This window comes from Bradyrhizobium sp. BTAi1 (assembly GCF_000015165.1).
GTDB lineage: Bacteria > Pseudomonadota > Alphaproteobacteria > Rhizobiales > Xanthobacteraceae > Bradyrhizobium > Bradyrhizobium denitrificans.
The window spans coordinates 207,402-221,427 of record NC_009485.1; the positions used below are offsets into that span (position 1 = coordinate 207,402).

The window sequence follows — 14,026 nt, forward strand, 5'->3', positions numbered from 1 at the left end:
CGCGTGAGGATTCTCGCGTTCTCGGACTTTTGCTGCGCCGGGACGTGGGAAGGATCAGACGCATGGACCATACCGCCGCCCTCATGTCGCTTGCGACCGCGGTGCCGCCGCATCAGTTTCGCCAGAACGAGGTGACAGAGGCGGCGCGCGTGGTGCTGTCGCCGCGCTTCCCGCAGTTCGAGACGATGGCGAGCCTGTTCGCCAACACCGGCATCCGCCAGCGCTACGGCGTCAAGCCGATCGAATGGTACATGGAGCGGCGCGGCTGGCCGGAGCGCACGGAAGCCTATCTCCAAGGCGCCGAGGCGCTGTTCATCGACGCGACGACCAAGGCGCTGGCGCAGGCCGATCTCAAGGCGGACGAGATCGACACCATCGTCAGCGTGAGCTCGACCGGCATCGCCACGCCGACGCTGGAGGCGCGCGTCGCCGGCCGCATGGGCTTCCGCTCCGACGTGTCGCGCGTGCCGGTGTTCGGGCTCGGCTGCGCCGGCGGCGTGTCGGGCCTGTCGATCGCGGCCCGGCTGGCGCAGGCGCGGCCCGGCACCAACGTGCTGTTTGTGACCTTCGAATTGTGCACCCTCGCGGTGCGCCACGACGAGCTGACGAAAGCCAACATCGTCGCGCTCAGCCTTTTCGGAGATGGCGCCGCGGCCGCGATCCTGCGCGCCGGCGATGGCGGCGCTATCAGGGTCGAGGCGACCGGCGAGAAGCTGTGGCCGGAGACGCTCGATATCATGGGCTGGAGCGTCGATCCGGAAGGCTTCGGCGTGATCTTCCAGCGCACCATTCCGGACTTCGTCACCGAGAATATGGGTCCTGCGGTCAACGAGATCCTCGGCGGCATGAAGCTCGCTTCGTCGGACGTCGATCGCTTCGTCTGTCATCCTGGCGGCGCCAAGGTGATCACGGCGCTGGAGCGCGCGCTGTCGCTCGGCCAGGGCACGCTGGATCATGAACGCGAAATCATCGCCGACTACGGCAACATGTCGGCGCCAACGGTGCTGTTCGTACTGGAGCGTGCCCGCGCCCGCGGGCTGCCGCCGCGCTCGGTGCTGACGGCGCTCGGACCTGGCTTCACCGCAAGCTGCGTTTCACTGAGGCACGCCGCATGACCTTTGCAGCCTTCATCCTTGCGCTCGTCACGATGCAACGGCTCGGCGAGCTCGTGCTCGCCCGCCACAACACACGCCGGCTCCGTGCCATGGGCGCGGTCGAGGTCGGCGCGGATCATTATCCATTGATGATCACGATGCATGCGGCCTGGCTGGTGTCGCTGTGGCTGCTCGGCACCGACCAGGAGGTTGATCCCTGGCTGCTGTCAGGCTTCGTGCTGCTGCAGGGGCTGCGCTGGTGGGTGCTGGCGACGCTCGGCCCGCGCTGGACCACCCGCATCATCATCCTGCCCGGCGCGCCGCTGGTGACGGATGGACCCTACCGCTACATCTCCCATCCGAACTATCTGGTGGTCGCCGCGGAAATCGCCTTGCTGCCGCTGGCGCTGCACCTGCCGCTGATCGCGCTGATCTTCTCCGGCCTGAATGCGGCCGTCCTCGTCATCCGGATCCGCGCCGAATCGGAGGCGCTGTCGGGCATCAGCCGCAGCCAGACCGCATGAGCGCACCGGCGACGCCGCAGGAGACGCCAGGCCTCGCCACTTGGCTCGGCTTCATCCTGATGTGCGTCGGCATGTTCATGGCGATCCTGGACATCCAGGTGGTGGCGACGTCACTGCCGACGATCCAGGAAGCGCTCGGCATCACGCCGGACGCCATGAGCTGGGTCCAAACCGCGTATCTGATCGCCGAGATCATCGCCATTCCGCTGACCGGCCTGCTCACCCGCGTCTTCAGCCTGCGTTGGCTATTCGTCGGCGCCGTCAGCATCTTCACGGCGGCCTCGCTCGGCTGCGCGATGAGCGGCAGCTTCCACATGCTGCTGGCGTTCCGCGTGCTGCAGGGCTTCTTCGGCGGCCTGTTGATCCCCGTGGTGTTCTCGGCGGTGTTCCTGCTGTTTCCGGCGCGGCTGCACGCGGTCGCAACCACGATCGGCGGCGTGGTTGCCGTGCTCGCGCCGACCATCGGCCCCGTCGTCGGCGGCTTCATCACCAACACCTGGTCGTGGCCCTGGCTGTTCCTGATCAACATCGTGCCGGGCATCATCGCTGCGCTGATGACGCCGAGCCTGCTGCCGAAGCAGCGGATGAATCTCATCGAGCTCGACAAGCTCGACCTGCTGGCGCTGATGCTGCTCGCGGTGTCGCTGGCGAGCCTCGAACTCGGCCTGAAGGAGGCCCCCAAGGGCGGCTGGCTCTCGTCGAACTGCATCGCGCTGCTGGTGCTGAGCGGATCCTGCCTGACTCTGCTGATCCAGCGGCTGCTGGCTTCGCCGCATCCGATCCTGCGGCTCGGCAGCTTTCAGCGCCGCTCGTTCACGCTCGGCTGCGTGTCGAGCTTCTGTCTCGGCATCGGCCTGTTCGGCTCGGTCTATCTGATGCCGGTGTTCCTCGCCTTCGTGCGCCAGCACGATGCGTTCGAGATCGGCAAGATCATGCTGGTGACTGGGGTGGCGCAACTGATCGCAGCGCCGCTGGTGACAGCGCTGGACGGCAAGGTCGATGCCCGGCTGCTGACCTCGTTCGGCTTCGCGCTGTTCAGCGCCGGCCTTGCCGCTAGCGCGTTCCAGCCGGCCAGTGCGGACTATCAGGAAATGTTCTGGCCGCAGGTGGTGCGCGGTGTCGGCATCATGTTCTGTCTGTTGCCGCCGACGCGGATCGCGCTCGGCGATCTGCCGCAGGCCGAGGTCGCCGACGCCAGCGGCCTGTTCAACCTGATGCGCAATCTCGGCGGCGCGATCGGCATCGCTCTGATCGACACGATCATCTACGGCCGCGTCGGGCTGCATGCCCAGGCATTCCGCGACCGGCTGATGGCTGGCGACACCGCGGCCGCCAAGGCGATCGGATTGGCCCCGGAGCTGTTGCGCAACCGGCCGCGCGGCGTGTCCGAGGAAGCCGCGATCGCCTATGTCCGGCCGCTGGTGGAGAAGGCGTCGCTGGCGCTATGCGTCAACGAGGCCTGGGCGCTGCTTGCCGGCGTTGCGCTGCTCGGCTTCATTCTCATTCCTTTTGCCCGCAACAGGACCGAGAGCCCATCGCCGCGGCGGCTGGCCCTAGAGGCTGCGCAGCCGGCGCTCCGACGACGGCTCGATCAGCTCGGGCCGCGGTCCGGATAGGCGCTTGTGCAGGTGGACCATGAAGGCCATGCCGAACAGCGGCGTCGCCAGGTTCACGATCGGGATCGTCACAAAGGCCGCGATGATCAGGCCGGCGGTGAATACGGTGACCGCATTGTCGCGCCGCATCGCCTTGGCCTCCGCCGGCGGGCGGAAGCGCATCGCGGCGAGCTCGAAATATTCGCGGCCGAGCAGCCAGGCGGTGGCGAGGAAGAAGATCACGAAGCCGGCGCCGGCCAGGAACACGAAGGGCAGGGCGACCAGATAGACCAGGATGGTGAGTCCCGCCGCCTTCAGGCCTTCAATGATGGCGACGCCGAACGGCAGCGCGACGCCGGGCCGCTCGGCCGGATAGTGCTCGCGCTCGACCAGATCGGCAACGTCGTCGACAAAGAGGCTGGCGATCAGCGAGGTGATCGCGGGCATCAGCATGATGCCGCCGAACACGACGCCGAAGCCGGCCGCGATCGAGATGATCCAGGTCAGCACCTCCAGCGTGCCATGGGAATTCGGGCCGAGCATCGATTCGGCCCAGCCCTCGCCGGCGGTGGCGAGCCAGCTCAACAGCCGCTGCAGCCCGATCGCCAGCACCGTGACCAGCACCAGCGCCAGCCCGATCGAGCGCCATAGGATCGAGCGCATCGGCGGCGACAGAATCTGCGAAATCGCCTTGACGGCGGCATCGATCATGGCGGCGGACCTCTCTGTCAGACACGCGAGAGAGGTAGACATGCAAGCGGGCTTCGGCAAGCCCGTCCTCCCCACCGTGCGCAGATGCGCCTCAACTGTTTCCTTCGTCATTGTGAGCGCAGCGAAGCAATCCACGGTGTTGGGCGGGACTCTGGATTGCTTCGCTGCCGCGCTCGCGAGGACGGAGGATAGGCTGTCCGTCGCCTCAGAGCTTCGTTGCCCGCAGCCGCAGCGCGTTGCCGACCACGCTCACCGACGACAGCGACATGGCGGCTGCGGCGATGATCGGCGACAGCAGGATGCCGAACACGGGGTAGAGGATGCCGGCGGCGATCGGAATGCCCGCGGCGTTGTAGATGAAGGCGAAGAACAGGTTCTGGCGGATGTTGCGCATGACAGCCGCCGACAGTTTGCGCGCCCGCGCGATACCGCCGAGATCACCCTGCAGCAGCGTGATGCCGGCGCTCTCCATCGCCACGTCGGTGCCGGTGCCCATGGCAATACCGACATCGGCCGCGGCCAGCGCCGGTGCATCGTTGACGCCGTCACCGGCCATCGCCACCACCTTGCCGCTGGCGCGCAGGCGCGCCACGACGGCGCTCTTTTGCTCGGGCAGCACCTCGGCCTCGACCTCGGTGATGCCGATTTTTCGCGCGACCGCAGTGGCCGTCGTGCGGTTGTCGCCGGTCAGCATGATCACCTTGATGCCGTCGGCGGCCAGCGCCTTCAGCGCGTCGGGCGTCGAGGCCTTCACCGGATCGGCGATCGCGAACAGCGCGACCGGCTTGCCGTCGACGGCCATCGTGATCACGGTGGCGCCCTCGCTGCGCAGCCGCTTGCTCTCGACGCCGAGCGTATCGGTGATGATGCCGAGCGAGGCCAGATAGGTCGCGTTGCCGAGCACGACTGCCTTGCCGTCGATATCGCCGCGCGCGCCCTTGCCGGTCGGTGCGTCGAAGTTCTTCACTTCGGCCAGCTTGACGTTGCGCTCGGCGGCATGACGGACGATCGCCTCGGCGAGCGGATGCTCGCTGGCGCGCTCGACGCTGGCGGCGAGGCGCAGCGCGCCTGTCTCGTCAATGCCATCAGCGGTGACGATCGACGTCACCTTCGGCTTGCCCTCGGTCAGCGTGCCGGTCTTGTCGACGACCAGCGTGTCGACCTTCTCCATGCGCTCCAGCGCCTCGGCGCTCTTGATCAGCACGCCGGCCTGGGCGCCGCGGCCGACGCCGACCATGATCGACATCGGTGTGGCGAGGCCAAGCGCGCAGGGGCAGGCGATGATCAGAACGCTGACGGCGGCGACGAGACCGAAGGCGAAGCGCGGCTCGGGACCGAAGGCGTACCACGCGACGAACGCCGCGATGGCCGCCGCGATCACGGTCGGCACGAACCAGCCCGCGACCTGGTCGGCGAGGCGCTGGATCGGCGCGCGCGAGCGCTGCGCATCGGCGACCATCTGCACGATCTGCGACAGCAGGGTCTCGCGGCCGACCTTGTCGGCACGCATCACGAAGCTGCCGGTCTGGTTCAGCGTGCCGGCGATGACGCGCGCGCCCTCGTCCTTGGTGACCGGCATCGACTCGCCCGTCACCAGCGACTCATCGAGCGAGGAGCGGCCTTCGAGAAGGACGCCGTCGACCGGCACCTTTTCGCCCGGACGCACGCGCAGCCGGTCGCCGACCGCGAGCGCTGCGATCTCCACCTCATGATCGTTGCCGTCAGCGTCGAGCCGTCGCGCCGTCTTCGGCGCCAGCTGCAGCAGCGCCTTGATCGCGCCGGAGGTCGCCTCGCGCGCGCGCAGCTCCAGCAGCTGGCCGAGCAGCACGAGGATGGTGATGACGGAGGCGGCCTCGAAATACACCGGCACCGCGCCGCCATGACCGCGGAACGCCGGCGGGAAGGCCTGCGGCGCCAGCGTAGCGATCACGCTGTAGCCATAGGCGACCGATGTTCCCATCGCGATCAGGGTGAACATGTTGAGATTGCGAGTCCGGACCGATTGCCAGCCACGCACGAAGAACGGCCAGCCGGCCCACAGCACCGCCGGCGTCGCCAGCACGAACTGGATCCAGTTCGACAGCACGGGATCGACCAGGCCGTGGCCGCCGACGAGATGTCCGCCCATCTCCAGCACCACCACGGGGGCGGCGAGCACCGCGCCGATCCAGAACCGCTTCGTCATGTCGGCGAGCTCGGGATTGGGCGCATCGTCGAGGCTGATGACATCCGGCTCCAGCGCCATGCCACAGATCGGGCAGGTGCCCGGGCCTTCCTGGCGGATCTCCGGATGCATCGGGCAGGTGTAGATCGTACCCGCCGGCATCTCCGGCGGCGGCTCGCGCTTCTCCAGATACTTCACCGGATCGGCGGAAAATTTGGTGCGGCAGCCAGCCGAGCAGAAATGGAAGGCGTGGCCCTGATGATCGAAGCGATGCTTCGAGGTCGCTGGATCGACGCTCATGCCGCAGACGGGGTCGATGACCGTGGTCGCGTCGGGGTGATGCGCATGGTGATCGTGGCCGGCACAGCACGACCCGGCCGCCGCAACGGGCGCGAGATATTTTGCGGGATCGGCGGCGAATTTGCTGCGGCAGCCGGCCGAGCAGAAATGGAAGGTCTGGCCCTGGTGCTCGAAGCGGTGCTTCGACGTCGCCGGATCAACCGACATGCCGCAGACCGGATCTTTCATCTTTGCGGGGAGGGGCGTCGCGTGGTCATGACCGCCACAGCAGCCGTCCGCATCGCTCGTGGCGGCCGAATCGGCACGGTCGGTGCAACACGCCTCTGCAGCCGTCTCGTTGTGTCTGGTTTCGACCGCTCCTGCGCGCGATCCGCAGCCGCATCCAGCGGATTGACCTGCTGCGACAGCTTGCCCGTGTTCGGTTTCCGACATCACCCAGCCTCTTGAAACCTATACCCTGTAGGGGTATATAGAGCCCATGCGCGAGGACATCAAGACATCCTGTCAGAAACGTTTGAGCCGGATCGAAGGGCAGGTCAGGGGCCTGTCGAAGATGGTCGAGGACAACCGCTACTGCATCGACATCGTGACCCAGATTTCCGCCGTGCGCGCGGCGTTGCGCCGCGTCGAGGAGGAGATCCTGCGCGATCATGTTGCCCACTGCGTCGAGCACGCGATCGCCTCCGGTGACAGGGCGGATCAGCGCCAGAAGATCGCGGAGTTGATGGACGTGATCAGCCGATCGGACCGCTGAGGTCTGCCGTGCTCAGACCGCAACCTTGTTGCGCCGTCGGGCGGCCGCCCGCGGCGCCATGGTTCGCACTGGCTCGGCGACGAGAAAATGCTCGTTGATGATGAGCCGCTCGCCGAGTTTCTCGACCGCTATTTCCTGAGCCGCAACCGGCTGCGCCGCTTCTTGGTCAGCCGCTTCAGGAACGAGCGGCGGCGCCTGGACGGAACCTGGAAACACGGCGAACTCGCCCGCTACCTCCGCGAGCGGCTTCTGCTTGTCGGCCCAATGGAGCGTCGTGTAGTCGAACCCGTTGACGATGGTCGGCTTGACGATCTCGAAATAGGGCGAGATGTCGAAGTCGCGCGGCATGTACAGCGAAGAATCGCGGATGTGCAGGATCTCGCGCTTCGCCCGCCTGGAGGGCGCCCGCGTGATCTTGGGCAGGATCGGATAGCGCACCGCGTCGAAGGCCTGCGCGATCAGCGCCGAGCAGATCATCTTGGTCGGGTCGCCCGAGCCCAGCGCGATCATGCGCCGCCGCCAGCGTTGCGGGATTGGCAACGGGATGAGGTAACGCATCAGGTCGACGATGTTCTTGGTGTCGTAGCCGAAGCCGATGCGGTTGATGGCATAGCGGCAGACCGTGTGGCGGTCCTCGAAAGTAAGGCCGACCGGTCGGCACAGGCGGGTGTGATAGTCGAAATATTTGGACAGCGGCGCCGAGATCACGCCGTCGCCGACATAGGCCTCCACCAGCACATGGGGCTCGCCGTCCGGCTCGACGGCGCCGTCGATGGGGCCGACATAAAGCGCGGCATGCGACCAGGTCGATTGCGTGAGGTATTTGATGATGCCGGAGATGCGGCTGTTGCCCTCGACCAGCAGCACGTCGCCGGGCTGCATGTCCTTGCGCAGGTACTCCGGATCGCTCGGCGTGAACGGCTCATAACCCGGTATCTCCTTCTGGAGATAGGCGGCAATCAGCTTGCCGATCTGATCGAGCACGATACCCATGATGCTCCCCGCGACCTTGAGTGGCCGCCTGCTTCTTCCCTTCGTCCATGATGGTCGATTGCGGTTGCAATTTGGTTCATAGTCGAAGCGTTGCCAAGAACCGCCAGTTTACCATCCTTGTTGCCGCAGCGCGGCGAATACGGCAAAACTTGACGTGAATTCATTTCGTTCAAGCTTTCGGAAACCATGTCATGAGCTTCACGCGCCGCGGCTTCCTTTCCGCTTCCACGGCGCTGGCCGCGTTGCCCCTGGTCGGCCGCCGCGCACTTGCTGCCGTTCCACGTGAGGCTGACATTGTCGTGATCGGAGCCGGCGCCGCCGGCATCGCCGCCGCACGCCGCATCGTCGCGGCCAACCGCAAGGTCGTCCTGATCGAGGCGTCCTCGCAGATCGGTGGCCGCTGCAGCACGGATCTCGCGACGTTCGGCGTACCGTTCGACCGCGGCGCGCGATGGCTGCTCAACGCCGACAGCAACCCGATCGGCAAGCTCGCGCGTGGGGTCGGGGTCGACGTGGTGGCTGCGCCGGTCGGCCAGAAGATCCGGGTCGGCCGCCGCAATGCGCGGCCCGGCGAGACCGAGCAGTTTCTCGCCGGCCTCGTGCGCGCCAACCGCGCCATCGACGAGGCCTCGCGCGGCAAGCTCGACACCTCCTGCGCCACGGCGCTGCCGAAGGATCTCGGCGATTGGACGAACACCACCGCCTTCGTTCTCGGTGCCAGCGCGACCGGCAAGGATCTCGTTGATCTCTCCGCCATGGACAAGGCGCGGGCCCAGGACCGCAGCGCGCCGCTGGCCTGTCGCCAGGGCCTCGGGACATTGGTCAGCAAGCTCGGCGAGGCGCTGCCCGTGTCGTTGTCGACGCCGGCGACGCGCATCGTGTGGGGCAACCGCGATGTCGCGGTGGAAACACCGGCGGGCCGCATCGCCACGCGTGCGGTCATTCTTACGGTGTCGACCAATGTGCTGGCATCCGGCACGATCAAATTCGCACCGGAGCTGCCGAAGCGACAGCTCGACGCTGCGGCGAAGCTCAGCCTCGGCAGCATGGATCACATCGCGCTGATGCTCACGGGAAATCCGCTCGGCCTCTCCCGTGACGAAGTGATCATCGAGCAGAGCAATTCGAACCGGACCGGCCTGTTGCTCGCCAATATCGGCGGGTCGTCGCTTTGCACCATCGACGTCGCCGGCGCGTTCGGGCGTGACCTTTCAGCTCAGGGTGAGGCGGCGATGGCCGCGTTCGCCAAGGACTGGATCGGCAAGCTGTTCGGCAGCGAAGCCGCCGCGGCCGTGAAGTCGACGGCGGCCACGCGCTGGAACCAGGCGCCCGGCGTGCTTGGCGCGATGTCGGCCGCGGCGCCCGGCAGCCAGGGGGCCCGCAAGATCCTGGCAGAGCCGCTCGGTCCGCTTTTTCTCGCCGGCGAGGCCACGCATGAGACGCTGTGGGGCACGGTCGATGGCGCCTGGGACTCCGGCGAGCGTGCCGCCGAAGCGGCGTTGCGCCGGATCGGTGCGTTGAAGGAGCCGGAGCCGGACCAGGCGAGCGAACGCCAGCGCGGTCGTCGCCGCAAGCTCCGCTCGGCCTCGCCCGAGGATTGACGTCGGACCGGCGCGACGGACTCACAAACTGGCCGCGCTTCTCGTGAAGCTGCCCTGGCGGCTTGCGGGAGAAGCGCCTGTCGCTGGCCGATCTCACCGGCCACCATTTTGTTTGCTCAACGCCTACACCGGCAGTTTCAGCTCCATCAGGTCCTTCGCGACAACGATGCGGCCGGAGTAGTTCTTTTTCACATCGCGCGTCCAATCCTCGTCGGTCACTTCGGGATCGTCGCCGGGAACGAAATGGCTGAGCACCAGCGCCTTGACGCCAGCGGCGGCGGCGATGCGTCCGACGTCCTCCGTGGTCGTGTGGCTCTCCAGCAGATGCTTCTTCAAGGTCGCGCCGTTCTTGGTCTTGATCACCAGACGATCGACGGCAGGGACGTAGAGGCACTCGTGCACCAGCACGTCGGCGCCCCTCGCGAACTCGGCGAGCTTCGGATTGTAGGCGGTGTCGCTGGAGAACACGATCGTGCCGTCAGGCGTCTCGAATTTGTAGGCGAAATTGTCAGTGATCGGCGGATGCGGCGTACGGAAAGCGGTCACCGTCACATCGGCCGTCTTGACCACGACGCCATCCGCGTCGATGTCCTTGGCGATCAGCAGCGGCCGCGGATCCGGGCGGCCTTCGTCGCCGATGCGGGTGTCGACATCAAATTTGTTGGTCTCCCAGAAGCTCCGGGTCATGGCCTCCAGGCCTTTCGGCCCGAACGACTGGATCGGGGTCGACAGTCCCGCCGCCCAGGCATTGTAAACCAGGTTGCCGTATTCGAGATTGTGATCCGAATGATGGTGGCTGATCAGGATGTACTTCACCGACGGAATCGGCACGCCGGCATTGACGAGCTGGCGGCTGACGCCCATGCCGCAATCGATCACGAACGGCGTGCCGTTGACCACGACGAGATTGGCCGGATTTGACGCGCCGATTCCGACGCGTGGTCCACCCTTGGTGCCGAGGAAGACGATGCGGGTGCCGGTCCTCGCGCCTTGCGCAATGACGGAGCGCGTCGCCATGGCTGCGGCCGTACCCATGGCGAGCGACAGCATCGTGCGGCGATTGATCATGGCATCCTCCCGGTTCGTCTCGTTGCGATGAGGCTAGCCGCGGCCGAGCACGCCGTCGAGAGCCGGCAGGCCGGCGATGACGGCGATTGCGATCAGCGCGTAGCAAATGACGCGGAACATTTGCTCGCTGGCGCGGCCGAACAGCGAGGCGCCCAGCGCCACGCCGAGCGCATAGACCGGGCCGATCAACAGCGAGAGCTTGAGAGAATCCCAGGTGATCAGGCCGCTGGCCGCATAGCTGACCATGGCGAAGCAATCCGACGCGCCGAAGAACAGCACGATATTCGCACGCGCGACCTTCGGCGCGATCGGGCGGCCGAGCCAGTAGCCGACGATCGGCGGCCCACCGGTCTGGGCCACGCCGCTGCAAAAGCCCGAGACGGCGCCGACCGCAACCGAGAGCGCGGCGTAGTCCTTGCCGCGATAACGCCAGCCGGAGATCAGCAGCGCGAGCAGCGCCACGACGAAGCCGGTGATGATCCAGCGCACGGTGACCGGATCGAGCCGGGTGAGAAACCACGTGCCGAGCGGCACGCCCACCAATGCGCCGGCCACGATCACTGCAGTGGCTCTGCGGTCGGCCTCGTGCCAGGCCGCTGGCACCGTCGGCGCCATCGACACGAAGTCGATCACCAGCAGCAGCGGCGCGACGAGCCGCGGCGTCGCAAAGCTGCTCGCCAGCGGCATGAAGATCAGCGCCGCGCCAAAACCCGAGAAACCACGTGCGGTCGCTGCGATGAGGGCGACGACGGCCAGCGCGACCGCCGCGAACAGGCTGAGATCGGCAGGGATGAGCCCGGACAGGCTCATCCGCGCAATGTGCCGCCGGTCTTCTTGCCGACGTCTGCAGTGATCTTCGCCGCGACCGCGTCGATCTCCTCGTCGGTCATGGTCTTGTCGCGCGGTTGCAGGGTCACGGCGATCGCGATCGACTTCTTGCCGTCCTCGATGCCCTTGCCCTCATAGACGTCGAACACCGTGACGTCCGTGATCAGCTTTTTGTCGACGCCCTGTGCCGCGCGGACGATGTCACCGGCCTTGACCTTGCGATCGACGATGAAGGCGAAGTCACGCGACACCGGCTGGAACGCCGACAGCTCCAGCACCGGCTTGGCCCGGGTCGGTTTGGCCTTGGCGGCCGGAATGCGGTCGAGGATGACCTCGAAGGCGACGAGAGGTCCGTCCGCCTTCAAGGCCTCCAGCGCGCGCGGATGCAGCTCGCCGAAATGGCCGAGCACGTTCTGCGGGCCCATCTGGATCGTGCCGGAGCGGCCCGGATGCATCCAGGCCGGACCGCCGGCGACGATCTGCAGCGACGCCATCGGCGCGCCGGCCGCCGCCAGCACGGCGAGCGCGTCGGCCTTCGCGTCATACGCGTTCGCCGCCTGCGATCCGGTCCAATGCCGGCCGAGACCGTTCGACGACGCGATGCCGCGGCGGATGCCGCTCGCGGCGACGAACTGATCCTCCGGCCGATCGCCCTTGAACACCTGTCCGACCTCGAAGATCGCGGCATCGCCGAAGCCGCGATCGGCATTGGCCTGCACGGTCGCGATCAGGCCCGGCAGCAGGCTCGGCCGCATGTCGGAGAGATCCGCCGCAATCGGATTGGCGAGCGCAAGCTCCGCCTTGCCGCCGCCGAACAATTCGGCCGCCGGCTTGGAGATGAACGACCAGGTCACGGCCTCGACCATGCCGCGCGCCGCCAACGCGCGCTTGGCGCGGCGAGTGCGCAGCTGCAGCGGCGTCAGTACCGGCTTGCGCGGCGCGTCGCCGCGCTCGAACGGGGTCATCGGCACCTTGTCGACGCCGACCATGCGCACGATTTCCTCGACGATGTCGGCCTTGCCGTGCACGTCGCTGCGCCAGGAGGGGACAGCGACCTTCACGACGGGGCCAGCACCCGCGACCACGAAGCCGAGATGGGTCAGGATCCGGCGCATCTCGGTCAGCGACACCTCGATGCCCGCGAGACGCTTCACCTCGGTCAGCGGGAAGTCGATGATGCGATCGTCGCCGAAGCGGTTGCCCAGGACGACGTTCTCCGACGGGGTGCCGCCGCACAGCTCGAGCACCAGCTTCGTCGCCAATTCCAGGCCAGGGACCATGAAGGCCGGATCGACACCCCGTTCGAAACGGTAGCGCGCGTCGGAATTGATGCCGAGCTTGCGGCCGGTCTGGGCGATGTTGATCTCGTTCCACAGCGCCGATTCGATCAGCACGTCGGTGGTGGTCTCGTCGCAGCCCGAGGCCTCACCGCCCATGATGCCGGCCAGCGATTCGACGCCGGCGTCATCGGCGATGACACACATCGAACTGTCGAGCGTGTAGGTGCGGCCGTCGAGCGCCAGCAGGGTCTCGCCGTCGCGGGCACGGCGGACGACGAGGTTGCCCTTCACCTTCTTGGCGTCGAACACGTGCAACGGCCGCGCGCGGTCGAACGTCATGTAGTTGGTGATGTCGACCAGCGCGTTGATCGGGCGCAGGCCGATCGAGGTCAGGCGCTGCTGCAGCCATGCCGGCGACGGGCCGTTCTTGACGCCGCGCACCAGCCGCAGCGCGAAGCCGGGACACAGTCTCTCGTCCTCGACAGCAACCTTCACAGGGCAGGGGAACTCGCCCTTGATCGGCTTGATGGCGGGATCGTTGAGCTTGCCCATGTCGGCGGCTGCAAGGTCGCGCGCGATGCCGTGGACGCCGGTGCAGTCCTGGCGGTTCGGCGTCAAATTGATCTCGAACTGGGGATCGCCCAGCCCGGCCCATTCGGCATAGGGCTTGCCGATCGGCGCATCGGCGGGCAGCTCCATGATGCCGTCGTGATCGTCGGAGATCTGCAGCTCGGCGGCCGAGCACAGCATGCCGCGGCTCTCGACGCCACGGATCGTGCCGACCGACAGCGTGATGTTCTTGCCGGGGATGTAGGTGCCGGGCGGCGAGAACACCGAGATCAGACCCGCGCGCGCATTCGGCGCACCGCAGACCACCTGCACCGGCGCGCCACCGTCGCCGGTGTCGACCATGCAGACGCGTAAGCGGTCCGCGTTCGGATGCTGCTCGGCGGAGACGACGCGCGCGATTTTATACGGCGCGAGCAGCTTGGCCTTGTCCTCGAGATGCTCGACCTCGAGGCCGATCATCGTGAGCTTGTTGGCGAGCGTCTCGACCGACTCGTCGGTATCGAGATGGTCCTTCAGCCAGGACAGCGTGAATTTCATGGCGGTG

Annotated in this window: 11 protein-coding genes; 5 read left to right on the plus strand and 6 right to left on the minus strand. The window is 67.0% G+C overall.

Annotation, left to right across the window (positions count from 1 at the left end; all coding sequences use genetic code 11):
* Nucleotides 1-62 precede the first annotated feature (62 nt).
* From BBTA_RS00970 to BBTA_RS00980, 3 genes are read left to right on the plus strand one after another with little or no spacing between them, the layout of a single operon-like run.
* Nucleotides 63-1,115 carry a type III polyketide synthase gene (locus tag BBTA_RS00970; RefSeq protein WP_012040557.1) on the plus strand — a complete coding sequence of 351 codons (1,053 nt, stop codon included), beginning with the start codon at nt 63-65 and terminating at the stop codon, nt 1,113-1,115.
* The gene (locus BBTA_RS00975; protein WP_041750247.1) at nt 1,112-1,618 is read left to right on the plus strand and encodes an isoprenylcysteine carboxyl methyltransferase family protein; all 507 of its coding nucleotides are present in this window, start codon (nt 1,112-1,114) and stop codon (nt 1,616-1,618) included. Before BBTA_RS00970 ends, BBTA_RS00975 begins: the two co-directional genes overlap by 4 nt.
* Nucleotides 1,615-3,234 carry a DHA2 family efflux MFS transporter permease subunit gene (locus BBTA_RS00980; RefSeq protein ID WP_012040559.1) on the plus strand — a complete coding sequence of 540 codons (1,620 nt, stop codon included), beginning with the start codon at nt 1,615-1,617 and terminating at the stop codon, nt 3,232-3,234. The genes BBTA_RS00975 and BBTA_RS00980 overlap by 4 nt, the downstream gene beginning before the upstream one ends.
* On the opposite strand, the gene BBTA_RS00985 is transcribed toward BBTA_RS00980, so the two are convergent.
* Entirely contained in the window at nt 3,172-3,924 is a 753-nt protein-coding gene (locus tag BBTA_RS00985; protein WP_012040560.1) for a sulfate transporter family protein, read from the minus strand. The genes BBTA_RS00980 and BBTA_RS00985 overlap by 63 nt on opposite strands.
* A gap of 205 nt (nt 3,925-4,129) precedes the next feature.
* Nucleotides 4,130-6,820, minus strand: coding sequence for a heavy metal translocating P-type ATPase (locus BBTA_RS00990; RefSeq protein WP_371260182.1), 2,691 nt, complete (start codon nt 6,818-6,820; stop codon nt 4,130-4,132).
* Between the two features lie 46 nt (nt 6,821-6,866).
* Between BBTA_RS00990 and BBTA_RS00995 the strand changes: the two genes are divergently transcribed.
* Nucleotides 6,867-7,142 (plus strand): metal-sensitive transcriptional regulator, encoded by a 276-nt coding sequence (locus BBTA_RS00995; protein WP_012040562.1) that lies wholly within the window; start codon nt 6,867-6,869, stop codon nt 7,140-7,142.
* Nucleotides 7,143-7,154: 12 nt separating this feature from the next.
* Here BBTA_RS00995 and BBTA_RS01000 read toward each other — a convergent pair whose 3' ends face one another.
* On the minus strand, nt 7,155-8,135 hold the full coding sequence (locus tag BBTA_RS01000; RefSeq protein ID WP_012040563.1) for a YiiX/YebB-like N1pC/P60 family cysteine hydrolase: 981 nt from the start codon (nt 8,133-8,135) through the stop codon (nt 7,155-7,157).
* Nucleotides 8,136-8,326: 191 nt separating this feature from the next.
* Here BBTA_RS01000 and BBTA_RS01005 point away from each other — a divergent pair, with 191 nt between their 5' ends.
* Nucleotides 8,327-9,736 (plus strand): FAD-dependent oxidoreductase, encoded by a 1,410-nt coding sequence (locus BBTA_RS01005; RefSeq protein WP_012040564.1) that lies wholly within the window; start codon nt 8,327-8,329, stop codon nt 9,734-9,736.
* 123 nt (nt 9,737-9,859) lie between these two features.
* On the opposite strand, the gene BBTA_RS01010 is transcribed toward BBTA_RS01005, so the two are convergent.
* The 3 genes from BBTA_RS01010 to pheT are packed head-to-tail and all read right to left on the minus strand — an operon-like array spanning nt 9,860 to nt 14,019.
* Nucleotides 9,860-10,804, minus strand: a complete 945-nt coding sequence (locus tag BBTA_RS01010) for an MBL fold metallo-hydrolase (RefSeq protein ID WP_012040565.1) — start codon at nt 10,802-10,804, stop codon at nt 9,860-9,862.
* 33 nt (nt 10,805-10,837) lie between these two features.
* A complete protein-coding gene (locus BBTA_RS01015; RefSeq protein ID WP_012040566.1) occupies nt 10,838-11,614 on the minus strand; it encodes a sulfite exporter TauE/SafE family protein in 777 nt (258 codons plus the stop codon).
* Nucleotides 11,611-14,019: a phenylalanine--tRNA ligase subunit beta gene (pheT, locus tag BBTA_RS01020; RefSeq protein ID WP_012040567.1), complete on the minus strand. Its 2,409-nt coding sequence runs from the start codon at nt 14,017-14,019 to the stop codon at nt 11,611-11,613. Before pheT ends, BBTA_RS01015 begins: the two co-directional genes overlap by 4 nt.
* Nucleotides 14,020-14,026: the final 7 nt, after the last annotated feature.

Bases quoted from the DNA above. Each gene is read 5' to 3' on its own strand.
- BBTA_RS01015 (WP_012040566.1), bottom strand. From the start codon at position 11,614: ATGAGCCTGTCCGGGCTCATCCCTGCCGATCTCAGCCTGTTCGCGGCG.
- BBTA_RS00970 (WP_012040557.1), top strand. From the start codon at position 63: ATGGACCATACCGCCGCCCTCATGTCGCTTGCGACCGCGGTGCCGCCG.
- BBTA_RS00990 (WP_371260182.1), bottom strand. From the start codon at position 6,820: ATGTCGGAAACCGAACACGGGCAAGCTGTCGCAGCAGGTCAATCCGCT.
- BBTA_RS00980 (WP_012040559.1), top strand. From the start codon at position 1,615: ATGAGCGCACCGGCGACGCCGCAGGAGACGCCAGGCCTCGCCACTTGG.
- BBTA_RS00985 (WP_012040560.1), bottom strand. From the start codon at position 3,924: ATGATCGATGCCGCCGTCAAGGCGATTTCGCAGATTCTGTCGCCGCCG.
- BBTA_RS01000 (WP_012040563.1), bottom strand. From the start codon at position 8,135: ATGGGTATCGTGCTCGATCAGATCGGCAAGCTGATTGCCGCCTATCTC.
- BBTA_RS01010 (WP_012040565.1), bottom strand. From the start codon at position 10,804: ATGATCAATCGCCGCACGATGCTGTCGCTCGCCATGGGTACGGCCGCA.
- BBTA_RS00995 (WP_012040562.1), top strand. From the start codon at position 6,867: ATGCGCGAGGACATCAAGACATCCTGTCAGAAACGTTTGAGCCGGATC.
- pheT (WP_012040567.1), bottom strand. From the start codon at position 14,019: ATGAAATTCACGCTGTCCTGGCTGAAGGACCATCTCGATACCGACGAG.
- BBTA_RS00975 (WP_041750247.1), top strand. From the start codon at position 1,112: ATGACCTTTGCAGCCTTCATCCTTGCGCTCGTCACGATGCAACGGCTC.
- BBTA_RS01005 (WP_012040564.1), top strand. From the start codon at position 8,327: ATGAGCTTCACGCGCCGCGGCTTCCTTTCCGCTTCCACGGCGCTGGCC.